Annotated in this window: 30 protein-coding genes, 1 tRNA gene and 1 pseudogene; 4 read left to right on the plus strand and 28 right to left on the minus strand. The window is 69.5% G+C overall.

What is annotated here, in order from left to right; genetic code table 11:
* Positions 1–143 precede the first annotated feature (143 nt).
* From LPW41_RS11670 to LPW41_RS11700, 8 genes are all read right to left on the minus strand, one after another.
* The gene (locus tag LPW41_RS11670; RefSeq protein ID WP_269074282.1) at positions 144–545 is read right to left on the minus strand and encodes a type II toxin-antitoxin system PemK/MazF family toxin; all 402 of its coding nucleotides are present in this window, start codon (positions 543–545) and stop codon (positions 144–146) included.
* Positions 546–786: 241 nt separating this feature from the next.
* The gene (locus LPW41_RS11675; RefSeq protein ID WP_230704894.1) at positions 787–1,527 is read right to left on the minus strand and encodes a hypothetical protein; all 741 of its coding nucleotides are present in this window, start codon (positions 1,525–1,527) and stop codon (positions 787–789) included.
* Between the two features lie 158 nt (positions 1,528–1,685).
* Positions 1,686–1,865, minus strand: coding sequence for a helix-turn-helix domain-containing protein (locus LPW41_RS17165; RefSeq protein ID WP_368858423.1), 180 nt, complete (start codon positions 1,863–1,865; stop codon positions 1,686–1,688).
* Positions 1,856–2,827, minus strand: coding sequence for a hypothetical protein (locus tag LPW41_RS11680; RefSeq protein ID WP_230704895.1), 972 nt, complete (start codon positions 2,825–2,827; stop codon positions 1,856–1,858). Before LPW41_RS11680 ends, LPW41_RS17165 begins: the two co-directional genes overlap by 10 nt.
* A gap of 204 nt (positions 2,828–3,031) precedes the next feature.
* Positions 3,032–3,517 (minus strand): single-stranded DNA-binding protein, encoded by a 486-nt coding sequence (locus LPW41_RS11685; RefSeq protein WP_230704896.1) that lies wholly within the window; start codon positions 3,515–3,517, stop codon positions 3,032–3,034.
* Positions 3,514–3,867, minus strand: coding sequence for a hypothetical protein (locus LPW41_RS11690; protein WP_230704897.1), 354 nt, complete (start codon positions 3,865–3,867; stop codon positions 3,514–3,516). Before LPW41_RS11690 ends, LPW41_RS11685 begins: the two co-directional genes overlap by 4 nt.
* Entirely contained in the window at positions 3,864–4,217 is a 354-nt protein-coding gene (locus tag LPW41_RS11695) for a helix-turn-helix domain-containing protein (protein ID WP_230704898.1), read from the minus strand. The genes LPW41_RS11690 and LPW41_RS11695 overlap by 4 nt, the downstream gene beginning before the upstream one ends.
* Positions 4,218–4,233: 16 nt before the next feature.
* A complete protein-coding gene (locus LPW41_RS11700) occupies positions 4,234–4,773 on the minus strand; it encodes a hypothetical protein (protein ID WP_230704899.1) in 540 nt (179 codons plus the stop codon).
* 436 nt (positions 4,774–5,209) lie between these two features.
* Here LPW41_RS11700 and LPW41_RS11705 point away from each other — a divergent pair, with 436 nt between their 5' ends.
* Positions 5,210–5,716: a hypothetical protein gene (locus LPW41_RS11705; RefSeq protein ID WP_230704900.1), complete on the plus strand. Its 507-nt coding sequence runs from the start codon at positions 5,210–5,212 to the stop codon at positions 5,714–5,716.
* A 4-nt stretch (positions 5,717–5,720) separates the two neighbouring features.
* Here the strand turns inward: LPW41_RS11705 and LPW41_RS11710 are convergent, their stop codons facing one another.
* The 11 genes and pseudogenes from LPW41_RS11710 to LPW41_RS11750 all read right to left on the minus strand — a co-directional run bounded on the left by LPW41_RS11710 (position 5,721) and on the right by LPW41_RS11750 (position 11,942).
* Complete coding sequence (locus LPW41_RS11710; RefSeq protein WP_230704901.1) at positions 5,721–7,538, minus strand: DNA cytosine methyltransferase; 1,818 nt, start codon at positions 7,536–7,538, stop codon at positions 5,721–5,723.
* A complete protein-coding gene (locus tag LPW41_RS11715; protein ID WP_230704902.1) occupies positions 7,535–7,675 on the minus strand; it encodes a hypothetical protein in 141 nt (46 codons plus the stop codon). The genes LPW41_RS11710 and LPW41_RS11715 overlap by 4 nt, the downstream gene beginning before the upstream one ends.
* A 3-nt stretch (positions 7,676–7,678) precedes the next feature.
* Positions 7,679–7,834: pseudogene (locus LPW41_RS17170) on the minus strand (HNH endonuclease); the annotation flags it as partial.
* Between the two features lie 23 nt (positions 7,835–7,857).
* Positions 7,858–8,316, minus strand: a complete 459-nt coding sequence (locus LPW41_RS11720; protein ID WP_230704903.1) for a hypothetical protein — start codon at positions 8,314–8,316, stop codon at positions 7,858–7,860.
* Positions 8,306–9,052 (minus strand): hypothetical protein, encoded by a 747-nt coding sequence (locus LPW41_RS11725; protein WP_230704904.1) that lies wholly within the window; start codon positions 9,050–9,052, stop codon positions 8,306–8,308. Before LPW41_RS11725 ends, LPW41_RS11720 begins: the two co-directional genes overlap by 11 nt.
* A 3-nt stretch (positions 9,053–9,055) precedes the next feature.
* Positions 9,056–10,021, minus strand: coding sequence for a YqaJ viral recombinase family protein (locus LPW41_RS11730; protein ID WP_230704905.1), 966 nt, complete (start codon positions 10,019–10,021; stop codon positions 9,056–9,058).
* Complete coding sequence (locus LPW41_RS16865) at positions 10,018–10,140, minus strand: hypothetical protein (RefSeq protein ID WP_269074283.1); 123 nt, start codon at positions 10,138–10,140, stop codon at positions 10,018–10,020. The genes LPW41_RS11730 and LPW41_RS16865 overlap by 4 nt, the downstream gene beginning before the upstream one ends.
* Complete coding sequence (locus LPW41_RS11735) at positions 10,137–10,574, minus strand: hypothetical protein (RefSeq protein WP_230704906.1); 438 nt, start codon at positions 10,572–10,574, stop codon at positions 10,137–10,139. Before LPW41_RS11735 ends, LPW41_RS16865 begins: the two co-directional genes overlap by 4 nt.
* Positions 10,575–10,726: 152 nt before the next feature.
* Positions 10,727–11,482: a phage antirepressor KilAC domain-containing protein gene (locus tag LPW41_RS11740; protein WP_230704907.1), complete on the minus strand. Its 756-nt coding sequence runs from the start codon at positions 11,480–11,482 to the stop codon at positions 10,727–10,729.
* Positions 11,479–11,688, minus strand: a complete 210-nt coding sequence (locus LPW41_RS11745) for a helix-turn-helix domain-containing protein (protein ID WP_230704908.1) — start codon at positions 11,686–11,688, stop codon at positions 11,479–11,481. Before LPW41_RS11745 ends, LPW41_RS11740 begins: the two co-directional genes overlap by 4 nt.
* Positions 11,685–11,942: a helix-turn-helix transcriptional regulator gene (locus tag LPW41_RS11750; protein WP_230704909.1), complete on the minus strand. Its 258-nt coding sequence runs from the start codon at positions 11,940–11,942 to the stop codon at positions 11,685–11,687. Before LPW41_RS11750 ends, LPW41_RS11745 begins: the two co-directional genes overlap by 4 nt.
* A 141-nt stretch (positions 11,943–12,083) precedes the next feature.
* On the opposite strand from LPW41_RS11750, the gene LPW41_RS11755 reads away from it, so the two are divergent.
* The 3 genes from LPW41_RS11755 to LPW41_RS11765 are packed head-to-tail and all read left to right on the plus strand — an operon-like array spanning position 12,084 to position 14,211.
* Entirely contained in the window at positions 12,084–12,527 is a 444-nt protein-coding gene (locus LPW41_RS11755) for a helix-turn-helix transcriptional regulator (RefSeq protein WP_230704910.1), read from the plus strand.
* 20 nt (positions 12,528–12,547) lie between these two features.
* A complete protein-coding gene (locus tag LPW41_RS11760; RefSeq protein ID WP_230704911.1) occupies positions 12,548–13,048 on the plus strand; it encodes an ImmA/IrrE family metallo-endopeptidase in 501 nt (166 codons plus the stop codon).
* A complete protein-coding gene (locus tag LPW41_RS11765) occupies positions 13,048–14,211 on the plus strand; it encodes a tyrosine-type recombinase/integrase (protein ID WP_230704912.1) in 1,164 nt (387 codons plus the stop codon). Before LPW41_RS11760 ends, LPW41_RS11765 begins: the two co-directional genes overlap by 1 nt.
* Before the next feature lie 65 nt (positions 14,212–14,276).
* Here the strand turns inward: LPW41_RS11765 and LPW41_RS11770 are convergent.
* From LPW41_RS11770 to LPW41_RS11810, 9 genes are all read right to left on the minus strand, one after another.
* A tRNA-Leu gene (locus LPW41_RS11770) sits at positions 14,277–14,352 on the minus strand.
* Positions 14,353–14,768: 416 nt separating this feature from the next.
* On the minus strand, positions 14,769–16,169 hold the full coding sequence (locus LPW41_RS11775; RefSeq protein ID WP_144835307.1) for an NAD(P)/FAD-dependent oxidoreductase: 1,401 nt from the start codon (positions 16,167–16,169) through the stop codon (positions 14,769–14,771).
* Positions 16,170–16,177: 8 nt separating this feature from the next.
* Positions 16,178–17,500 (minus strand): S8 family serine peptidase, encoded by a 1,323-nt coding sequence (locus tag LPW41_RS11780; RefSeq protein ID WP_230704913.1) that lies wholly within the window; start codon positions 17,498–17,500, stop codon positions 16,178–16,180.
* Positions 17,497–18,015, minus strand: coding sequence for a DUF501 domain-containing protein (locus LPW41_RS11785; protein ID WP_230704914.1), 519 nt, complete (start codon positions 18,013–18,015; stop codon positions 17,497–17,499). The genes LPW41_RS11780 and LPW41_RS11785 overlap by 4 nt, the downstream gene beginning before the upstream one ends.
* 51 nt (positions 18,016–18,066) lie before the next feature.
* Positions 18,067–18,717, minus strand: a complete 651-nt coding sequence (locus LPW41_RS11790; protein WP_230704915.1) for a septum formation initiator family protein — start codon at positions 18,715–18,717, stop codon at positions 18,067–18,069.
* A gap of 165 nt (positions 18,718–18,882) precedes the next feature.
* The gene (gene eno / locus LPW41_RS11795) at positions 18,883–20,163 is read right to left on the minus strand and encodes a phosphopyruvate hydratase (protein ID WP_154096332.1); all 1,281 of its coding nucleotides are present in this window, start codon (positions 20,161–20,163) and stop codon (positions 18,883–18,885) included.
* A 164-nt stretch (positions 20,164–20,327) separates the two neighbouring features.
* Positions 20,328–21,017, minus strand: a complete 690-nt coding sequence (locus LPW41_RS11800) for an O-methyltransferase (protein WP_154096331.1) — start codon at positions 21,015–21,017, stop codon at positions 20,328–20,330.
* A 31-nt stretch (positions 21,018–21,048) separates the two neighbouring features.
* Positions 21,049–21,840 (minus strand): cytochrome c oxidase assembly protein, encoded by a 792-nt coding sequence (locus LPW41_RS11805; RefSeq protein ID WP_230704916.1) that lies wholly within the window; start codon positions 21,838–21,840, stop codon positions 21,049–21,051.
* 195 nt (positions 21,841–22,035) lie between these two features.
* Complete coding sequence (locus tag LPW41_RS11810) at positions 22,036–22,878, minus strand: SGNH/GDSL hydrolase family protein (protein WP_230704917.1); 843 nt, start codon at positions 22,876–22,878, stop codon at positions 22,036–22,038.
* Positions 22,879–22,922: the final 44 nt, after the last annotated feature.

Raw genomic sequence — 22,922 nt, forward strand, 5'->3', positions numbered from 1 at the left:
GGGCTTGGGCATTATTCGAGTGCACGCACAGCGTACCACAGCAGGTGGAAACGCTGGAAACGCTCAGCCTGGGGTGTCCCTCACGGAAGAGCTGAAGCCCCGCCGGATTGGCGAGGCTTCAATCCATCTCTGGCTCGTCGAGATCAGACGTTTGCCCCGGGTACGGCCGCGTACTGAGTCGTGGCGAACATTAGGCCGATACCCGACAGCACAGCCTCCCAGTCGGACTTGATGAGGGTGCCGAGCATCTTGCGCTCCCACAAGATCATCGAGGGGTGCAACGACATCACGCGTCGCGTCCGGATAAATGAGCCGGCACTCAACCCCGCTGCTTTCCAATCCGCTAGGGACAGGTCGCTCGATTTGGCCTTCGACGGGTCGCCACCGAATGTCGACGACGGCACGACGAGGATGTTGTGGTCATCTTTGGATCCGAAGTCTGACCACCCGACGATCACGATCGGCCTAACCTTCGACTCGTCTACCTCATCGTTGTACGGCACTTGCGCGTGCCAAACCTGGCCACGCTGTATCAAGACCTGCATCGGTCAGTGGGTCAACTGTCCCAGCGGTCGTCGGCGAGGTGAGCGGCGTCGATGTCTGCGCTGTCCACCGGGCGCAAAGCGTCCGTGTCGATGACGATGCTGTCGTCCATTCCCATGCGGGCTCGGCTGATTGCAATGAGGACACTTGCGCTGGTCAGGCGGGCGCCGTTGCGGGGAGGGACTATGTCCACCCAGTCGGTGGAAGGCGCCAATGCGGCGCGCTCGATGGTTGGAGTCGAGCTCATTTTTTCCCCCATAGTTCCTCGGTGCCAGCGAATATCGCATCCGCTGTGCTCATGCTCACTCTATTAACGTCGTCAACAGCGTCTGCAATCCCTTGCGCGCTGTCAATCAGCTCTGAACTTGTAGCCCGGAAACTAGTGTCCACGAAGAGCGACGACTCGGGAAGATCCCCAGCATCGATCCCAGGAAGCTCAGCTTCAGGCCTGTTCGACGAGAGACGACCCGCCTCCGGAACGCTGAGGCGATCGATCAGCTCGTCCGCGCTGACAACACCCCATTCTACCTGACCTTTATAGGCAGGCGTCGCGATGTCCATCAGTGCCGACACGTCGATCGCGAGCGGGCCTGAGTCATTGAGACCGATCCGGGAGATTGATCGCGCCAGCGACGCCCGAGCCTCGTTGTAGGCAACGTGATCTATCCCACGCGACCACGCGACAGACGCGCTATGGAGCTGCGCTCCCTTTGGTTCCAGAATTTCGAATACTCCGCGCACCGCTGGCATCAGCAAGGAGACGCCCGCATCAACGGCAGATCCGTCTTGGAGAGTCATCCCTCGTTGATCGAGAGTCAGGCGGACATTCCTCGAGACCAGGGCAACACCAGTCACTCCAACCTGGTCGTAGAAAGCTACCGGTTCGAGGTTCTCTTCGATCCAGTCGAGGAAGCGGATCTGCCTCCGCCCGAAGGTCACAATCGGAGTCCACTCGAAGCGGTAGCTCGAGGTCCATCGCTGCATGCCCTGATCATATACACGGGAGCTGTCTCTCGGAGCACCTGTCCTCTGTGAGTGGCAGTGCTGTATGGGTGCCTTCTTCCGCGTGCAACGGGTCTTCACCCGTGACTGCGACCCCTTGCATGAATCGACTCGCCCGGATGCCAACAGTGGCCGGCTCCCTAGGTCGATGGTGTTCTGCGTCGACCACGCCGAGCGCGCATCCGCTTCTCCGTCGCGACCACGTCCGCCTCCGCGAACCGGCCCAGGCGGGGCTTGATCTCCCCCCACGCCACCCAGTTGCGAATCGTGCGAGGAGTCACCCCCGCCCGGGCCGCGGCCTGCTCCTGCGTCAGCCACATGCGCAAGCCCCATTCACCGCGCGCGCCGTGAAGCACTCCGAGCACACCGCCGACGCCGGGAGCACCGGCGGTAGCTGCGGAAGGACTCTCAGCCCAGGACGAGGCGCGTCTGCGGCAGGCAGGGGCGGGCGATCGAGAGCCGGCGCATCCCGGCCGACCAGCACGGTTGGGGTCGTGTCGGGCACGAGCTCGGCGAATGCCTCCGCCCAGAACCCGCCATCCGCACGATCGTCGGACTCCCACTCGCACGTCGTGCACTGGTACACCGCCGCATCACCCTTCCGGCGCGGCGGACGCACACGCACCGTCTTGCAGTCGCACTCCGGGCACGGGTTCTTCGCCCACCGCGGCTGATCATCCAGCGGCCACTTCCCCAGCGCGTCGACCACCGACCACCACTCCGGCTCCCCCGAATGTCGGTGCAGCACGGCATCCGCCAACGCCACGACCTCCACGCGGTTCGCCAGGTGGTCAAAGTCCACCAGGATCGCCTGCAGGCACAGGTCAGCGTCATCGAACGCCTCAGCCGTCTCCGTGCCCGCGGCGAGACCCGCGCGCCCCGCGAGACCCGGGTCGACGACGACCGCCCACTCCCGCAGCATCCGCATCAGATCATCCGACGCGTCCACCAGATCAGCCGGCACCGGCGCCGGGAGCTCCGGCCGCGACGACGACACCATCACCCGGTCGTACACGGCCGCCTTCAACGGATCCGCCAGCGACCGCAGGTGCGCTATCAGGTCAGGCGTCTCCCCCAAAAGACGTCGGATACGGCGATAGCAGCCCTCGCACACCAGCACGCCCTCGCGGGCCACGCGCGGCGCGCAGCCCGAGCACGAGCGCACACCCGCCTCGAGCATCTCCTGCGCACGCTCCGTGCCCTCGTCGACCCCGAACCAGGGGCACGTCGCGAAGTGCACATCCCGCACCGTGCAGCCACGGATGCATGCTCGCTCGTTCATGAGAAGTCCTCCGGGTTGTTGCAGTTGAGGTGGTCGTCGAGGGTCCAGCCCTCGGGCACGGTGTCGGCGCAACTGGGGCACGTGCGGGACGTCTCGCAGCCGCACTGGCAGTCGGTCTCCTCGTCGGCGGCGTCGAAGCCGAAGTGCGCGCACGAGCTGTGCTTGCCAGCGGCACACTCGGGACAGACGATCCGCTCAGGCGCCTCAGAACGGGGTGTCGTCTCCAAAGCTCCCCTCCCCCGACGTCGGGGTCGGCCACGCCTCGGAGTCACCCGGCTGACGAGAATCCCACTCGGTGGACTGGGTGGGCTGCTGACGCCCGGTCGGCGCTGCACGCGTCACCGTCGCCGTTGCGTACCGGAGCGAGGGTCCGATCTCGTCGACCTCGAGCTCGATCGCGGTCCGGTTGTTCCCCTCACGGTCCTGGTAGGTTCGCTGCTTCAGACGACCCGTCGCGATCACACGAGACCCCTTAGCCAGCGACCCGGCGACGTGCTCAGCGAACTCACGCCACACACTCGCCCGGAGGAACAGCGCCTCCCCGTCCTTCCACTCGTTCGCCTGCCGGTCGAACGTGCGCGGGGTGCTCGCGATGGTGAAGTTCGCCACCGGGATCCCGTTCTGGGTGTAGCGCAGCTCGGGGTCGGCCGTCAGGTTGCCGACTACGGTGATGACTGTCTCTCCGGTCATTCCCGTCCCTCCTCGTCCACGACCTCGCCGGTGGCGGCATCGAATTGCACGCCTCGAAGCGCCTCGTCGAGGTCTTCCTCTACCTCGATGGGGAGAGTCACCTGACCCGTGCGCTGCTCGAACGCTCGGCGGAGTAGGCGCGTTGCCGCGTCGACGTCCTCGGGGAGGATGGCTTCGATGCGCCGCACGCGCATGCGCACCGACTTCTCGCTGGTCTCGACGTCCTCATCGATCGACGCCGGGTCGAGCATGACCACCGCGGCGATCATTTTCCGGCTTTGGATGACACGCGTTTCGACGTGCGAGATGCCGTCGGCGTTGCCCTTGGGCAGTGCTCCGTTGATCTTCATGCTGTCCTCGTCTCTTTGTGCTGCTGCGCGTCGCGTAGTTTGCGGCGGTAGTTCAGGACGGTCTGCCGGTGGCATCCGACCTCTTCGGCGATCGACTTGGCGGATCGCCCCTGCTCCGTCAGCGAGCGGATGGCCTCGCGACCCTCGTCCGACAGGCGACTGGCCTGCCCCGCACGGCCGTTGTTCATCCGCACTCGCCTCGGCGGCGTCGGGACTCGGATGCCGACCACGGCGTCAGCGAGACGGTTCTCGATCAGCTCCCGCATTTGCACCTCCCGGCCGGCGACCTTCGACGCACGGTGCGCTGCGGCCTCGATCGCTCGGAAGGTGTCTCCGTCGAGGTGGATCATCAGGGGGACTCGAAGGTCACCAAGGGATGACATCGTCACTGACCGCCTTTCGCATGTCGTGTCGTCGTTGGTCGAGGAAGCGCTTGTTGCGCAGGCGGGCGTTCTGGCAGGCGATGCAGGGATCCAGGGTGGCGTTCGGGTGGTCGGGGCAGAACGGGTCCGGGGGCAGCTCCTCGCGAGACAGGCGGAGGCTGTGAGCCTCCCGCCCACCCGCTCCCGCACTCTCGCTCTCGCGCTCCCCCGCGCCCTCCCTCTCCCCCGCCGCGAACGTCTCGCGAGGCTCTCGCGAGGGTCTCGCGAACGGCGGCGGCTCCGGCACGGCCGACGGGTTCGCCCGGTCGACCCGCCCCCACGAGGTGAAGGCGTAGCACTCGCGACCCGACGCATCCTCGAACAGCACGATCAGGTCGGCCTCCGCCATCAGCAGCAGGTGATCGACGAGCACCGCCTCGGTCACCTCGGACGTCTCCGGCCACACGTCGGCGAGTATCTGCCGCAGCTCGACGCGGCCGCGGCCGTGGTCGTCGGCATGCATTCGCAGGCCCTCGGCGGTCACCCGCACCATCGGCGGCAGCGTCCGCGCTGTCAGGTACGCCTCGAGCGGGGTCGTTCTTGGTCTGGTCAATGTCATGGAGGACGGTCCCTCTCAGGATCGCGTCGACGGCGGCGGGCAGCTCGTCGACCGGAACCCGGTAGCACTCGGTGAAGCCGCGATCGCGGCGCAGGATGGGCTCGGCCTTGGCGTCGGCGAGAGTCGGAAACGCGCGCGGCCAGGTCTTCTCGAGCTCGCGGAGGGCGTACCTCTCCCACGCGGCGGGGCTGTCTCGCATCATCATGAGCACCTCAGCGCCCGTCGCGATCAGGTCGCGCATGCGCGAGTCGCGCCACATGATGCCGACCTTCAGCACCCCTTCGCGGGGCCAGTACACCGCGTAGACCGTTCCAACCGATGGCCGCTGAGTCATGCGATCACCCCCGGTAGAGTGCGCTCTGTGGGGGATCTCGAGAAGACTTTTGCGGCGGACCCGGCGGGCTGGATCAGCGTCGGCCTTGCCATCGCGGCGATCATCTTCAGCGCCATTTTCTGGAGGCGTCTGTGGGCTGTCATCCGTGCTGCGTGGCGCGTCCTGCGGACGATGGCGCGCGCCGTTGGCCGTCTGCGAATCACGACGGAGAGCCAGATCAAGCCCAAGAACATGCTCGTCATCCCGCCCCGATGGAGCATCTCGACATCGAAAGACCGACGCGATGACGATGAGTACGTGCTCGTCAACTGGTCGCATGGTTCCGCGGCGCGAAATGTGCGGCTTGATGCCGGGCTCGGCGCCTCTCTACGATCAGCGGCAGTGTGGCCGAGCATCGATGGACCGGGTACGGGGACATTCAGGATGGTTATCGTCGACGAGACCGCCTTGTGGGCCGGCATCGACTTCAGCGTCGTCTGGTACGACGAGAGAGGCGAACGCCACTGGGAAGAAGTGAGCATCGGCGGGCACTGAGCGATCATGCGAGCACCGCCAGCAGGAACTCGGCGACGGCATGGCCGAGGTCGCGCGCGGCGGGCGGCGTCACGGCGTTCCCAGCCTGCTTGACCTTGTCCCTCTTCGACCCGACGAGGTGGTAGTCGGCAGCGAAACCCATGCCCAGTTGGATCTCGTGGGGCTCGAGCATGCGAAACCCAGCGTCGTCCACGTTGAGGCTGATCGGTGCGCCCGGCTCAATGAGGGACTGATGCCCGGCAGTGGTGAGCGCGCGCAGCGGTTCGTCGACAGGCGTCGACATCTGGCCACTGTCGCCCCGGGCGGTGTTGTTCCGCATGATGAGCGCCTGCGTCGTGGCGGTGGTCGCCGTCGGCAGCGGCTCGGTCACGGAGCGCGCGCGGTTCTCGTGCGTGTTCGTGAGCACGAGCGCGTGGTGATTGCCCTCGGCGCTCACCGTGTCGATCGGGTGCGATATCGGCTTCGCGACGCCGTGGTTCCGAAGCGGCACGACCAGGCCGTGCGCCTCGCGGGTCGTCAGCGCCGGCATGGGCGCGCCGAGAGGGCTCGCGTCGGATCGCCATGTGCCACCTGCAGGGACGAGCAGCCCGGTCTCATTGCGCGTCGACTGCGTGCGCAGGGGCTCACCGGCCGACGCCGCGCTCTTGCCGTCGCGACCTTCCACAGGCACCAGGAGCGCCTGGCTCGCGCCGTCGGCGACGACCGTTGGCAGCGCCTTGTCGAGCGTCTGCGTGCGGTCGCGCTCGCGGAACTGGGCGAGGAACGCCGGCGGCATCGCGAGACCGTGCTCGGCGGTGCCCGTCTGCGCCGGGATGGGCGAGTCCAGGTCGCTGACGCGGAGGTAACCCGAGCCGGTCGTGACGCCGTCGTAGGTGTTGCCCGCGGCCTTCGCGATGATCGGCGCCCAGTGGCGTTCGATGCCGCGGCGGATGCGCTCGCGCGTCTTCTCAGCGAGGGGCTTCGCGCGGTCGCCGATGCGCGGCGCGGGCAGCGACCAGTCGATGATCGACTCGGCGGCCAGCCACCCGGGCTCAATCGGCGTCCAGCACGTCGGGCAGCGGTAGACGTACTGCGCGCGGTAGCGGCCCCACGCCTCCTTCTTCTTGAACGCCTGGACGGCCTGCACCTCGCCGTGCTCGGCGCACACAGCCATGGGCCTGGTCCACTTCCCGACGTCGGGGCCCTGGCGGTCCTTCGTCACAAGATCCTCGCGCCACATCACGACGTACATGCGGTCGCGGGACTGCGGTGCGGGGAGCCCGCCGATCTGCGCGTGCATGCTGTTCAGCCACACGAGCTGCATCCGGTACCCGAGCGCGCGCATCGCCATCTGCCACGCGTCGAACTGATCCCAGCGGTACGCGTCAACGACGTTCTCGAGGATAATCGCCATGTAGCGGTGGTGCTCAGCGAAGCGGGGAATGTCCCACATCGTGGCGCGCGAGCGATTCGCGGCCTCGTCGGCGAGGGGGCGGGTGCCATCGAGCTCAAACAGAGCCTGATCCTGCTGACGCTGGCGCTTCACGCCTTTCGCGATCGAGTGATTCGTGCACTCCGGCGATCCCCACAGGACGTGCGTCTTCGGGAAGTAGGCCGGGTTCGCCTGCGAGATGTCGGCCTGCGAGTGGTCCGTGTCGGGGTGATTGATCTGGTGCGACTCGATCGCGAGTGCCCAGTGGTTCGCCGCGATGACGACGCGGTAGCCCGCCTCGACCAGACCAGAAGACGATCCGCCGGCACCGCAGAAGAGGTCAGTGACGGTGAGGCCGTTCCAGGGGACAGTCGGTCGCTGATACCCGACAGCGAGCGTTGCGGCGCTCATGCTGCGAGCTCGTATCCGCCGGCGTCGTCGAGGATGACGCGGCCGAAGATGCCGTGAGCGATGGGCAGGGCGCGCGGGTCCTCGTGGCGCCAGACGATGAACCCGGCATCCGCGGCGGCTGCGGGCTTAGCGTGCACGGCGCCGTGGCAGACGCGGCACAGGTGCACGAGATTTGCGGGGGCGTGGTCGCCGTGGCGGCGTAGCTTTCGGTGGTGCATATCGGTTGCTCGAGCCTGACCGCATCGCTCGCACACACCGCGGGAGCGCTCGCGCACGACGGGGCGCGCGGCGGCCATCGGATCCGCGGACCGGCGGGGGCTCACGGCTGTCCTCCCGCCTGCGCCTTGGCGATCGACTGCAGCAGGGACACGTCCCGCTCGATCGCCTCGGCAAAATCCTTGGCGTACTCGAATAGCAGCCAGGCGGTGTCGACGGCGTCGTCCGCGGCGATGACACGGTCGTCGACGCCGTGCGCGAGGTCAACGAGCTCTGTGCGGGTGGTGCGGTGGCCGAACTCGCCGCGGAGGCGCTGCACGGCGAGGCCGATGGCTACCTTCTGCTCGCGCTTCGCGTCAGTGAGCTTGCGGCGGTAGTCGTCGAGCGCGCCCGGCGCGGCGAGATTCTTCGCCCGGGCGATTGACAGGGCGCCGACGATCTGCGCGCGCGACGGCGTCCACTGCAGCAGCCAGTCCTCGTCGAGGACGGCGACATTCAGGGGGACGGCGTCGAACCCGTCCGGGACAGGCACGACGGCGCCGGTAGAGGGATCAGCGTCCACGGCGGTGCCCCTTTCGCTTCTGGGCGCGGCGTCCGGCGCGGTTCGTCGGGAGGTGGTCGAGCGGGCGCGTGCGGGTGGCGATCGCGTTGAGCTCGTCGAGGCGCTCCGGCGTCGCCGGGCCCTGTGCGGCGTCGGACGGTCCGGGCGCCGGCGCCCATGCGTCAACGTCGGCGGCCTCGGCGAGCACCTTGCGGCGCGCCTTCCACGCACGATCCAGGGCGGTGCCCTCCGGTGTCGGCTTGAAGACGCGGGCGGCGCGGGCTTCGCGCACGACCACGTCGAGAGCTTCGACGTCTGCGGCCGTGTCGATGTCGGCGGCCCAGTCGCGCTCAGGCGCGACGGTGGTTTCCCACGGTGCGGGTCCGTCCGCGGGCGCGGCCGGGGTGGCGGCGAGCAGGGGCGCGAGGATGTCGGCGAAGACGGCGCGGTACGCGTGACGCTCGACCTCGCTGCCGAAGATGGTCATCGGCTTGGCGGCCCGGGTGGCGTTCCACTCGGGGTCGGTCTGCTCCTGCGCCTCGTATTCTGCCCAGCCGATCGTGATCTTGCGGGGCGCCTGGTCTCGGCGGGTGATGATGACGCGCGCCGCGACGGGCGGGGCGTCGGCGATGTGCACGTCGCGCCACTCGGCGTCTGCAGCGGCGAGGAAATAGGGGCCGTCGATGGCGGCGAGCTGGCCGGAGGCGAGGACTGCGGATCTTGCCTGCTCGACGGTGATAGTGCGGGGTTCGGGCATGGTTCACGCCTCCTGGTAGCGCAGGGTCGTTCTGCGCGTGGTCTTCGGGTAGGTGCGGGCGGCGGCGGCCTCCGCGAATGCGAGCGCAACGCGCAGCTGCTCCACGTCGTCGTGTCCCTCGGGGTCGGCGGCCTTGAACGCGGCCTCGTCGATCGATCGGGTCTCGCTCACGGTGAGCTGGTAGCCGCCGTCCTCGCCGATGCCGACGTGGCCGAAGCGGCGTGCGTAGGGCTGACCCTCAATTGCCTTTTTCAACGCGGCATTCGCGGTCTTCTCGGCGGCGGCCGCAGCGTCCGCGGCGCGCTTCAGCGGCACCCACGCAGCGCGCGCGGCCTCGACGTCGTCGGGCAGCGGCATGACGTCGGGACATCCGGCCTCACGCCACGCGAGGAACGCCTCTGCGCGCTGGGTGAGCCACGCGATCATCTCCTCGTCGCGCTCGACGGGGATCCACGTCGCGCCGTCGAGCGGGGGCTGGTCGTCTTCGTCGCGGACCTCGAAGCCGTAGAGGCCGCGGACCGCGCCGAGCACCAGCATCTGCCACTGCATCTGAGCGAGGTGGTCCATCGGGATGCCGTCGTGCTCCCAGCCTTGCTCGTGCGACTTCACCTCGACGACGACGGCGTGCTGGTCTTCCCAGCCGATGCCGTCCGGTGTCGCGCGGAACAGGTCGTTGCTCGCCGCGGCCCAGAGCGCGCTGTTTGGCTCGACGGCGTCCAGCGCGTCGGCGGTCTCGTCGAGCAGTGCGGCCTCGCGGGCGTGGCCGGCGTTGGTGGCGCGGTTGCCGCGGAACGTCGAGCCGTTCATCTTCTGCTCGAGGATGCGGCGCCACGTCTTGATGCCGCCGCGCGCGATCTCCCACGCCTCGGATGCGGTGACGCCTTCGCCGCGCTCGGCCATCCACTGCACGCGGGATCCGTCGCCCGGGACGACGATGCGCGGTTCGGAGGTCTGCTGGTCGGTGGTCATGAGTGGTCTCCTGCGAAGTGGCGGCGCACGGTGGCGTCGAAGGTCTCGGTGTCTTCGGGGGTCGCATTGGGCGCGGCGGAGGCGGTCGTGCCGCACGGGCACGAGAAGTCGGCGGTCATGCGCTGGCGCGCTCTCGGATCTCGGCGGGGATGCTCGCGGGGAACTGCTGCGCGCGCTGCCATCTCCTCGGGTGCCGCTTGGCGTTGTGCACGTGTGCCCAGCGCTGCGCGCGGAGGAACGCGGGCGAGCGCACCCACTCGAAGCGGTCGCCGAGGTAGTGCTCGTCGCACGCGGCGCAGTACGCGGCGCCGTTGCGCTCCTCGGCGATCTCACGCTCCGGGTGGATCACGAGGTATGGGCGGGCGATGCTGTGTGCCGCGCGGTCGGCGGGCTCGAGGCTCGCGAGGATGCTGGCGCGGTGGTTCCACTGCACGCGCGCGGGCTCCCACGTGCGGCGGCGTTGCGCGGTGGGGGTGATGGCGCGGAGCAGGCTGCCCACGGCGCGCGTGAGGACGGGAACGTTCAGGATGAGGGTGTTGCTGTGATCCGTCATGATGTGCCCTTCGGTCGGGATCGAGGTTGTGGGGTTGTGGGGCTATCGGTGGCGGCGTGCTCGTCGCCGCTCGCGGAGGATGGGGGCGAGCCAGATCACGCACAGCACGGTGGCCGTGGGGATGGCGAACCACACCGGCATCTCGTCGGGGTTCACGACGCGACCTCGAGCGGGCGCAGGACGCCGAGGCGGATGCGGAGGCGCTCGAGGCCGCGCATCGTGACGCGCACCTGCGGGGCGTCGAGCACGCGCTCCTTCGTGCGCGGGTGCTCGTGCGACTGAGGTCGCTCGGTGAGGTATCCCTCGGAGACGTAGGTCGCGTACGCGCGCCACTTGCCGTCGCCCCCGCGGAAGATCCAGCGGATGCCGGCGAGCTGCTCGAAGAGGCGCTGCGGTCCGGTCTCAACGCCCGCGCGGGCGAGCATCTTCGCGGCGTCCGCGACAGAGAAGTCGCCGTCGGCCGATGCCAGCTCGTCCCACGCCTCGGCGCGGGGCGTTAGCTCGGCGACCTGCACGTCGCGGGCCTCGATGATCCGCTGCGCCTCGAGCACGGCGGCGGCCAAGCGCTGCTCGGGCGTCTGCGGCGCGACGTACGCGCCGGTGCGACGGATGCTGGGGAGCACGTCGTGCGCGATCCAGCGCTGCACGAGGCGAGCGCGCGGCGACCGGCTGATCAGGAGGAGGGCGTTCACGCCAGCCTCGTTGACGACGGTCATCTGCTGCGGGCCGCCGAGGGTGTCCACGGTCGCGGACGCCCTTTCGTCGGGGGCGAGCTGCGCGAGCGCGTCGCGGTACTTCGCGATGCCGACGACGTCGCACGCGTCTCGGCCGACGAACCACGGTTCGCCGTCCAGCACGACGGTGCGCACGTCCGCGCCGTCCAGCGTGAAGACAGCCGGGATAGTCATGACGCCACCGCCATCTCGCGTTCCGTGATCCGCGTCTTAAGCCACGCGTCGAGGTCCGCCTCGTAGAAGGCGTTGAGGCGCCCCTGCTTGTGCGACGTCGGTCCGGTGCCGGCGGATAGCTCGTTGTAGAGCGTCTGAACAGCGATTCCGCAGTAGGCGGCCGCGCCCTTGGTCGTGAGCACCGGGCCGCTGCGTCCGCCGCTCATGCGGCGCTCCGCATCGCGGCACTCGCGACCGGCGCGTCGTCGTCGACGACGATGAACACGTCCTCGAACTTGATCGGGAACGTTCGGAGTACCGACGAGATGAATCGCGGACCGGGCGCGGCCTTGCCGTTGAGCACGCGAGATGCGGTCCCCTTGTCGACGCCGAGGGCTGTCGCGAGGGATTGGACGGTGTCGAGGCCCTGGTCCTTCCGGAGGGCCTCGAAGCACTGGACGTCGATGGTCAGGGTTGCCATCTCGCCTCCTTTGGTCGACCTGCTGCAACAGTCAGTTGCTGCGATGCAACCGATAGTAGGCGTCGAGTTGCTGTTGTGCAACCACGATTTGGTTGCTGCACTCTCTTGCGCTGTTGCGTGTGCGCAACTACAGTGAAGGCCGTGAATGAAACTCGCTGGTGGAAGTTCGTGCAGGCAGTCGCTGGGGACGTCCAGGCCAAGGACATCGCCGACCTCGTAGGCATCGACAAGTCGAACGTCACGCGCTGGAAGCAGGGCAGTCGCCCCGCCGTCGAGTTCGTGTTGAAGTTCGCTCGCGCCTACGACCGCCCGGTGGTCGAGGCGCTGGCCGCGAGCGAATACATCACGGACACGGAGGCGAACGTTCGGACCGTCAAGGTTGGGGTCGCCGATCTCTCCGACGTCGACCTGGCTCGCGAGCTACTGACGCGCGTCGAGAGTCGCGACCGCGGCAACGTGGTGACCGGACGGTTCGGTGTCGGAGGTCGAACGCATACTGACTTGGAGACGGTCGAGCTCGATACCACCGAACTCGCCGCCACCACGGACAACACGCCGGTCGATCCCTCGCGCGGGGAGGCTTAAGCACGGGAATGGGTACCACGATGGCAAGCGCATACGACGACTACTGGGACGACATCGAGATCAGCGAGGCGCCCGAAACGCACCGAGGAATGCGCCTGATGTACGGCATCGACCGCGTCCGCGACAGCGTCTGCGCTGCCGACTACGACCCGTGGGCGCATGCCGAGATGCTCGACCTGCCCATCGTCTTCCGCGACGACCTACCCGAAGAGGTTGTCGCCGCGTTCTCGTCAGCCCACCAAGCGATTTTCGTCCGCCCAAACCTGCACGCCGCCGTCGAGCGCTGCGCACTCGCGCACGAGATCGTGCACTTCGAGCACAACGACGTCGGCACCAACGACCTGCAGGAAGAGCGGGCCGACCGCATTGCCGCGCAGCGACTGATCCGACGCTCCCGCCTCGAGTCCTTCCACGGCATCACGGAAGACGCCGGCCTCATCGCCCTCGAGCTGAACGTCACCGAGAAGATCATGCGGACGTGGGTACGCCTGCACCGCACCGGCCGCCTCACCGCGCGCTGATGCCCCGCCCGCCACTCCACCTCGAGACGTGGGGAAAGATCCGCCGCACGATCGTTGACGGAAAGCCCACGGCCGTCGCCTACTACCGAGACGCCGACGGCAAGACCCGAAAGATGCAGAGGCAGGGCAAGACCGGCGCCGAGGCCGAGCGCGTTCTCGTCGCCGCAATGAAGGCACGCCTCGCCCCCGCCGGCGAAGACCTCACCGCCGACAGCACCGTCAAGCACGCCGCCGAGAAATGGCTCGCCGAGCCCGAGCGCTCCGAGCTCGCCATCTCCACCGTCCGGCGCTACACCGACATCCTCAGCACGATCGTCCGCGACGGCTTCGGGAGCGTCCGACTCGGCGAGGCCACCGTGCCGCGCGTCGACCGGTTCCTCAAGACCGTCACCGCCGACCACGGCCCCGGCACCGCCAAGACAGCCCGAACCCTCCTGCAGCACGTCTTCGCCCTCGGGGTTCGCCACGGCGCCATCCGATCCAACCCCGTCCGCGACGTCGGCCGCATCGTCCAGGCGCGCAAAGCCGTCACCGCGCCTGACGCGCACTCCATCCGGGAGATGGCTGCGCTCATGCGCGCATACGACGCCGCCCCCGACAAGCGCGGCAACCGCCGCACCGCCGACCTCGGAGACCTCTTCGACGTCTTCGCCGGCACCGGCGCACGCACGGCCGAGATCCTCGCCCTTCGGTGGGTCGACATCGACCTCAGCGCGCTCCCCCGCCCAACACTCAGCATCCGCGGCACCGTCAGCCTCGACGCCGACGGAAAGGTCTTCGTCCAGCCCTACCCGAAGACCGAAGACTCGAACCGCGCGCTCAAGCTCCCCCAATACGTCGTTGACGTCCTCACCCGACGCCGCATCGACTCTTACTGCGAATGGGTCTTCCCCTCCGCCGTCGGCACACTGCGCTGGCCGCACAACCTCCGCCGCAACTGGCGCGAGGCACTCGCTGACACCCCCTACGCGGACATCACGCCTCGCTCCCTCCGCAAGGCCGTCGCTACCCGCATCCGGGATGAGCTGGGCATCGAGATGGCAGGTGCGCAGCTGGGCCACACGTCGGGCAGCACCGTGACGAAGAAGCACTACGTGCAGCCTCTCGCTGTCGGCCCGGACGCGACTTCGGCGCTCGACGCCTTCGGCGAAAACAGCGAGTAAATAGCGAGCGGCCCCCGCCGACTGAGGTCGAAGGGGGCCGCCTGCCGCATAAATCCGGGGCTAGATGGTGCCCCCGCTGGGACTCGAACCCAGACTGAAGCGATTTTAAGTCGCCTGCCTCTGCCATTGGGCTACGGGGGCCCGTGCTCCACCGTATCGCGGGCGGCCATGCGCCCGCCGTCCTGCGGACCGCACCCCCGACACGCCGCTCCCGGACGCGACCGCTCGGCGTGTCCCCCACCGCATCCGCACGACGGCCCCTCCACCCCGCACACCGCTCCACCCGCCGTCCCGCGGACCGCACTCCCGACACGCCGAAGCAGGATGCAACCGCCCGGCGTGTCCCCCACGGCATCCGCACGACGGCCCCGCCACCCCGCACACCGCTCCACCCGCCGTCCTGCGGACCGCACCCCCGACACGCCGCTCCCGGACGCGACCGCCCGGCGTGTCCCCCACCGCATCCGCACCACGGCACGACCACGTCGCCCGCGGCATCCGGAAACGACGAGACCCCCGCACCCACAGGGGCACGGGGGTCTCGAGCGTGCGAGAGATTACTTCGCGGCGACGGGCTCGGCCTTCTTGTCGGCCGGGGCTGCGGCCGGCGCGGGAGCGTCGGCGGCGGGAGCGGCCGGACGCGGGCGCGCGGCGAACTCCTCGAACGCGGCGCGCGGCTTCTGCACGGCCTCGAGGTTGACGACCTCGCGGCCGTGGAAGAAGTTCTGGATCCAGTCGCCGATCACGCGGAACTTGCGCTCCCACGTGGGCATGGCCAGGCCGTGGTAACCGCGGTGGGCGAACCAGGCGATCAGACCCGTGAGGGCGATGTTGCCCGACTGGAACGCACCGTTGTAGAGACCCAGGCCCGCGACGGCGCCGAGGTTCTTGTGGTTGTACTCCTTGGGCTGCTCGCCGCGCAGCACCGCCACGATGTTCTTCGCCATGAGCTTGCCCTGACGCACAGCGTGCTGGGCGTTGGGGACGCAGAAGCCGCCCACGCCACCACCCGAGAGGTCGGGGACGGCCGAGACGTCACCGGCGGCCCAGGCACCCTCGACGATCTCGTCTTCGGTGCCGACGCGCAGGTCGGGGCGGGTGCGGATGCGACCGCGCTCCTCGACGGGCAGGTCGCTCCCGCGCACGACGGTCGGGTTGGCCATGACGCCTGCCGTCCAGATGATGAGGTCGGTGGGCAGCTGCTCACCGGTCGACAGCTCGATGACACCGTCGACGGCGCCCTTGACCTGCGTGTCGAGGTGCACGAACGCACCCTTCTTCGCGAGGTCGGCGAGCACCCACTCGCTCGTCTTCTGCGACACCTCGGGCATGATGCGGCCCATGGCCTCGATGAGGTGGAAGTGCGTGTCTTCGAACGCCAGCGTCGGGTAGAACTTCAGCAGCGACGAGGCGTACGCGCGCAGCTCGGCGAATACCTCGATGCCGGCGAAGCCACCGCCGACGACGACGACGGTCAGCAGACGGTCGCGCTCAGGACCGGCGGGCAGCACCGACGCCTTGTCGAAGTTCGAGGTGAGGCGGTCGCGGATGGCCACGGCCTCTTCGATCGTCTTGAGGCCGATCGCGTTGTCGGCGATGCCCGGGATCGGGAAGGTGCGCGAGACGGCGCCGGCGGTCACGACGATCTGGTCGTAGCTCTGCGTGAAGGTCTCGTCGCCCTCGATCGGGGTGATGGTCGCGGTCTTCGAGGCGTGCTCGATGCCGGTGACCTTGCCCGCGATGACCGTGGTGCGCTTGAGGTGGCGGCGCAGACCCACGACGACGTGGCGCGGCTCGATCTCGCCGGCTGCGACCTCGGGGAGGAACGGCTGGTACGTCATGTACGGCAGCGGGTCGACGAGGGTGACCTCGGCCTCGCCGCGGCCGAGGAGCTTCTCGAGCTTCCAGGCGGTGTAGAAACCTGCGTAGCCCCCACCGACGATGAGGATTCTGGGCACGGTAGTTGTCACGATGGGAGGGACTCCTCGTTTGTGGTGCGGCTCGGCTCGCGGGAGATGCGCGCCTGTCGAATTCGCCGGGCAGCAGCAGTGACGCCGAGCGCAATCATTATAGCCGCGACGGTGGCACCCGCGAGCGGCAACGATCCGTAGAGAACGCTATCGCGCGAGGGCAGCAGAGGCGAACCGGCGGCGGGCGCCGCCTCCACGGGAGGCAGGGGCGGGATGACGACGGGCGACGACGTCGGCTCGGGCGCGGGCTCGGTGTCGGCCCGACGGTAGAGGCGGATCCACTCCTTGAGGCTGCCGAGGGGGTTCTCGGTGACGCTCGGCACGCGCGCCGAGACCGCCGCGGCGGCATCCACGAGCCCGTACCCGTACAGCTTGTCGGGCACCGACGAGGCGCCGTTGGCGGGCTTCGCGGTCTCGATCAGCCGGGCGAGCACGTTGTTCGCGTCGAGGTCGGGATGCGCCGACCGCACGAGCGCGGCGATGCCGGCCACGATCGGGGCCGCGCCGCTCGTGCCGTTCCACCCGACGAGCGTCCCGTCTGCCGAGACGCCCACGAGTCGCTCGCTGGGGGCCGACAGTCCGATCGTGATGCCCTGGGTCGACGCGTCGTTGCTCGCGACGCCGTTGGGGTCGACGCCTCCCACCGCGAGCACGCCCGGGATCGTGGCGGGGGCACCGACCCGGTCGGTGCCGCTCCCCCGGTTGCCGGCGGCGACCACGACGACGACGTCGTGATCGAAGGCGTACTCGAACGCGGTGTCCCAACTGGTGTCCCAGTCGAGGGTGTTGGTGGTGAGCGAGAGGTTGATGATCGTCGCGCCGTTGTCGACCGCCCAGCGCATGGCGTCGGCGATCTGCTCGGTGAAGGGCTTGGGGGTCGAGTTGCCGAAGCCGACCGAGATCGACAGCAGTTCGGCCTCCGGCGCGACGCCGATCATGCCGCGGCCGTTGCCCGTGCCGCGCGAGGCGGCGAGCGAGGCGACCCAACTGCCGTGGTTGGAGTCCACCGCGCCGACCGGGGTGCGCCCGTCGGCGGCGCCGACCCCCGACACATCGGTGCCGCCGACGACGGCCCCGCTGAACTCGGCGGGTCCCCGGCCGATTCCGGTGTCGATGATCGCGATCTTCTGGCCCGCGCCGCGCGTGGTCTTCCACGCCTCGCGTACGCCGTACTGGTCGAGCCAGTACTCCGAGGCGCGCACCGAGTCGGTCGGGTCTTCGGGCACCGGGTTGGCCGGTGCCGGTGCGGGCGTCGCCGTCGCACCCGTCAGCACCGCCACGAGGATGACGGATGCCAGGGCTGCGGCGACCCGCTTCATCCGCCCGCCCCGGGGCTCTCGCAGGCGCAGCGCTCGGGCGACCAGGTACCGCGGGCGAGCGCGCGGTCGCCGATCGGGTTGACCCCCGGGCCGGCCGCGAGCGCGTGCCCCGCGACGGCGTGCAGGCACTTCACGCGGGTGGGCATTCCGCCGGCGGAGATGCCCGCGATCTCTTCGGGCTCGCCGTAGGCGGCGCGATCACGCAGGTACGCCTCGTGCGCGCGCACGTACGCCGCCTGAAGCTCTTCGTCTTCGGCGAGCTCGTCGGAGAACTCCTTCATGACGTGACCCGCTTCGAGCACCGACATCGCGGCCGTCGCGGCCGGGTGCGTCAGGTAGTAGAAGGTGGGGAACGGGCTGCCGTCGTCGAGCCGCGGCGAGGTCGCGACCACCGTCGGGTTGCCGCACACGCACCGCGCGGCGATGCCCACCACTCCGCGCGGGACGCGCCCCAGCTGCGCCTGCAGCACGGCGAGGTCGGCGTCGGAAGCGGGGGGAAGCGTTGCGGTACTCATCGCTCTCAGGGTACCCGGGGTCGGCGACACTCCGCCGAGCGTGCGCCGGGCTCAGCCCGCGGGCGGGGCGTCGGTGGGCGCGGGGTCGGGCACGCCGATCGTCGGGGTCGTGGGCACCGCGACCTGGGCTGCGCCCGAGGCGGCCACCGAGCGGACCATCTGCGCCATCCAGTCGGTGTGCGTCTGGCCGACGTCCTGGCTCACGTCGTCCTGCTCCTGCGGCGTCGCCGAGGCGGGGAGGTCGTTGTCGATGAGGTAGACCACCTCGCCGGGGAACGTGTAGCCGAGCCGCTCCCGCGCCTGCGTGCGGATGTAGGCGGGGTCCGACCACCGGTCGCGCTGGGTCTGCAGGTCGGCGACCTCCGACTGGCTGAGCTCGACCGCGCTGCGCAGGGCCTGGATCTGCTGGCGCTGGTCCATGTAGGTGCCGACGGTCGGAACGAGCACGAACGTACCGAGCACCACCAGGCCGAGCATGATGACGACGAAGCCCGAGACGCGCACCTTGCCCAGCCACTCGCGCACGTCGACACGACGGCCGGTCGCCTGCGGAGCCGAGGGACGCGACGAGGTCGGTCGCGTCGAAGCGGGGCGTGAGGCGGACGAACGGGCGGACGATCCGGCGCGCGGCGCAGCAGTCTTCTTCGCCTTCGGGGCGTCGGATGCCGCGGGGCGGCGGGGAGGCAATGTCGGTCGATCCACGGCATGCTCCCTTCCTCGTCCCGGCGCGCACGTCATCGGAACCCGAGCGAGTCTACGTCGCGGGGCCTCGGCGGCTCGCGGACGCGCCGGGTCTCGGCATCCGTTTAGCCGGAAACGACGAAGGAGGGGGAACCTCTCGGCTCCCCCTCCTCGATGGTCGGTCGATCAGCCCTTGAAGCGGGGGAACGCCGAGCGGCCCGCGAAGACCGCGGCGTCGCCGAGGTCCTCTTCGATGCGGAGCAGCTGGTTGTACTTCGCGACGCGCTCGCTGCGCGCGGGGGCACCGGTCTTGATCTGGCCCGCGTTCACGGCGACGGCGAGGTCGGCGATCGTGGTGTCCTCGGTCTCACCGGAGCGGTGCGACAGCATCGAGGTGTAGCCCGAGCGCGTGGCCAGCGAGATCGCGTCGAGCGTCTCGGACAGCGTGCCGATCTGGTTCACCTTGACCAGCAGCGAGTTGGCGACGCCGAGGTCGATGCCCTGCTGCAGGCGCTTGGGGTTGGTGACGAACAGGTCGTCGCCGACGAGCTGCACCTTGGTGCCGATGGCATCCGTCAGCTTCTTCCAGCCGTCCCAGTCGTCTTCGGCGAGGGCGTCCTCGATCGTGACGATCGGGAAGTTCGCGACGAGGTCGGCGAAGTAGTCGACGAGCGTGTCGACGCTCCACTCCTTGCCCTCGACCGTGTAGACGCCGTCCTTGTAGAACTCGGTGGCGGCGACGTCGAGGCCGACGGCGATGTCCGTGCCGGGGGTGAAGCCGGCCTTCTCGATCGCGCGGATGAGGAAGTCGAGGCCCTCGCGGTTGCTGGGCAGGTCGGGGGCGAAGCCGCCCTCGTCGCCGAGGCCGGTGTTGTAGCCGGCCGACTTCAGCTCGCCCTTGAGGACGTGGTAGACCTCGGTGCCCCAGCGCAGCGACTCACCGTAGGTCTCGGCGCCGATGGGGGCGAGGAAGAACTCCTGGAAGTCGATGCCGTTGTCGGCGTGCTCGCCACCGTTGATGACGTTGAACAGCGGGACGGGCAGCAGGTGCGCGTTGGGTCCGCCGAGGTAGCGGAACAGGGGGAGGTCGGCGCTGTCGGCGGCGGCCTTGGCCACGGCGAGCGAGACGCCGAGGATGGCGTTGGCGCCCGTGCGCGACTTGTTCTCCGTGCCGTCGGTCTCGATGAGGATCTCGTCGATGACGCGCTGCTCGCTGGCCTCGACGCCCTCGATGGCGGGGCCGAGCTCGTCGACAACCGCGGCGACGGCCTTCAGCACGCCCTTGCCGCTGTAGCGGCTCTTGTCGCCGTCGCGCAGCTCGTAGGCCTCGAACGCGCCGGTGGACGCGCCGGAGGGGACGGCGGCCCGCTGGACGATTCCGTCGTCGAGGAGCACCTCCACCTCGACGGTCGGGTTACCGCGCGAATCCAGGATCTCGCGCGCGTTGACAGCCTCGATAAGTGCCACGAAGGACTCCTCGTTGGTTCTTGGGTGGAGAGGGGGCGGAGCGTCGTCGGTCCGTGATCGAGTCTAGTGATGTCGCCCGTCGGGCGTGGGGCCGGGTCGGGAGCGAGGTGGCCGAGCCCGCCGAAGCCACCGGTGCGCGCGTGGGTCCGGTCCCTTCGACAGGCTCAGGGACCTCTGTGCCCGCCGAGGCCCGCCACCGGATCCACCACGATCGCCACGGCCACCCCGTCCCAGCCCTTGCGGTCGAGGGTCTGCAGCGCCGTGGCGTCGAAGCGGGGGTCGGAGCCGAGCATCAGGATGCCGCGGCGAGCGCCCTGCACCTTGCTGTCGGGCGTGTCGGCGTCGGCGACCTCTCCCCCGCGCACGACGTTGTCGAGCACGACGACCGTGCCGGGTCGGCCGAGGCGCGCAGCCCAGTCGAGGTAGGTCTCGTTCGATTCCTTGTCGGCGTCGATGAAGACGAGGTCGAACGGCTCTTCGTCGACGAGGGTCGGCAGCACGTCCGCTCCGCGACCGATGCGCACGTCGACGCGGTCCGCGACGCCCGCGTTCGCCAGATTCGCGCGGGCGATCTCCGCATTGGCCGGTTCCGCCTCGATCGTCACGACTTGCCCGTCCGAGCCGACGGCGCGGGCGAACCAGATCGTCGAGTACCCGCCGAGGGTGCCGATCTCGAGCACGCGGCGCGCGCCGGCGATTCGCGTGAGCAGGTGCAGGAACTTCGCGTTCACCGGGGCGACCTCGATCGCGGGCAGTCCGGCGTCGTGCTGGGCGGAGAGCGCGGCCTCGCCCGCGGGGTCGGACCCGACGAGGGTCTCGGTCAGGAACGCGTCGACGTCTTCGTGGGTGCGCACTCCCCCAGCCTGTCGGCGTGCGGGCGGGCGGTCAACGCTCTCCGCGCAGGTGGGCGCGGGTCATCTCGTCGTACTCCTCGTCGGAGAGGTCGTCGAACCCCTTCGCCTCGACGCGGTCCGAGCGCATCCAACGGACCATGAGGATGACGAGGATCGGCACGTCGGCGAACTCGGCGATGAACCAGATCATGTCGCCGGCGAGGTGCTGGTCGTGCAGCAGCGAGGGCCACCAGGGCGCCGTCTGCGCGGCATCCGGAATCAGATCCAGGATGCCGTCGTTGAGGCGCAGCAGCAGACCGGGCACGGAGTCGATCAGCAGCTCGACGAACGCGAGCAGGAACTCGATCGCGATGAAGGTGCCGGTGTGCACGGCGCCCAGCGCCATCATCGGCAGCACCATCGCGAGCCCCACGAGGGGCACGACGATCCCGAGCGAGGCCTCGACCACCGGATTCACGCGCAGGATGCCGGCGATCGGGGTGAGGAAGAGGCAGAAGACCGCGGCGATGACGACGGTGGCGATCATCGCGTTGCCGAAGATGCGCGTGACCCTCGACGCGAGGAACCGCTCCCGGATGCCCGAGGGCACGAGGTCGAGCGGGCGTCCGGCCGCAATCCCCGCCGGCACGGCGAAGATCAGCAGGGCGACGCGCGTCGAGAAGGCCCACCGCAGCTCCGCCGAGTACACCCCGAGGAAGCCGAGCTCGATCACCGCGTACGGCAGCAGTCCGAGAGCGAAGAACCCGATCGTGCGCAGCACCGGCCAGGTCTCACCACGACGGCGCACCCGCCGGACGCCGAACAGATACGCGACGGATGCCACGAAGAGCACGCCGAGCGTGAGCGGATCGGCGCGCCAGGTGCTGAGAAAGACATCGATGGGAGGCGTGAGGGAAACCTAGATCCACGAGTTATGCGTCCGCCGGGGATCGGGGCGTGCCGAACTCCGGAGAAGTCGACGCGTCCCGCACCTCGAGCCCGGAGATCCGCGGCGGCGCGCGCCCGCCCGACCCGGATTTCAGGAGTTCGGCACGCCCGCCCGGTCGGGCACATCGCCAGCGCGCACTCCGGGTGACGGCTCGAGCGCCTCGATTACGGCCGGCAGCAGGGCCTCGGCGGTGCGGCGGTAGCCGAGCGCGCTGGGGTGGAACCGATCCTCGCTGAACATCTCGTCGGGCCGCTCGGCGAACACCGGCCCCACGGCGCGCGCGAGAGCCACGACGCGACCCCCGACCCGGTGCACGGCGGCGGCCTGCGCGGCCGCGAGCTGTCGCGACGAACGGGCGGCGAATGCGCGCAGCGGCTGCGGGATCGCACGGAGGGTCCCGAGGTCGGGGCACGTGCCGACGACCACCGGCACTCCGCGTCCGCTTAGGTCGCGCACGACCCGCTCGAGCTGCTCCGCCGCGCGCGACGCCGGGATGCGGTGCGTGACGTCGTTTCCGCCCACGACGATCACCGCGGCATCCGGTCGGTACCCCGCGGGGAGAGAGGCGACCTGCGCGGCGAGGGCCGAGGTCTCCGATCCGACCACAGCAGCGGTGCGCAGCCGCACCGGGCGTCCGGCCGATCGCGCGACGCCCTTCGCCAGTCGCGCGCCGAGCGTGTCGCGTCGGTGCGTCGCGCCCAGGCCCGCCGCGATCGAGTCGCCGAGCAGCAGCAGCTCCACCGGGCGGCCGGGATGCTTCTTGCGGCGCCACACGCGATCGGCGTCGAGCGCCTGTTCGCCGAGCGGCTTGCCGATGCGGCGCCGGGCGATCGCCGCCTGGCGCACGATGAGGGTGCGGGCTCCGACCGCCCCCGCCCCGAGGATCGCGACCGCGGAGGCGGCCGTCACGGCGAGGGGCCGATGAGAGGACATGCGTCGATGACACCCCTCGCCGGTGAACGCGGGGTGGACGCGGC

Source organism: Microbacterium sp. JC 701 (assembly GCF_021026215.1).
In the GTDB taxonomy this organism is placed as follows: domain Bacteria; phylum Actinomycetota; class Actinomycetes; order Actinomycetales; family Microbacteriaceae; genus Microbacterium; species Microbacterium algihabitans.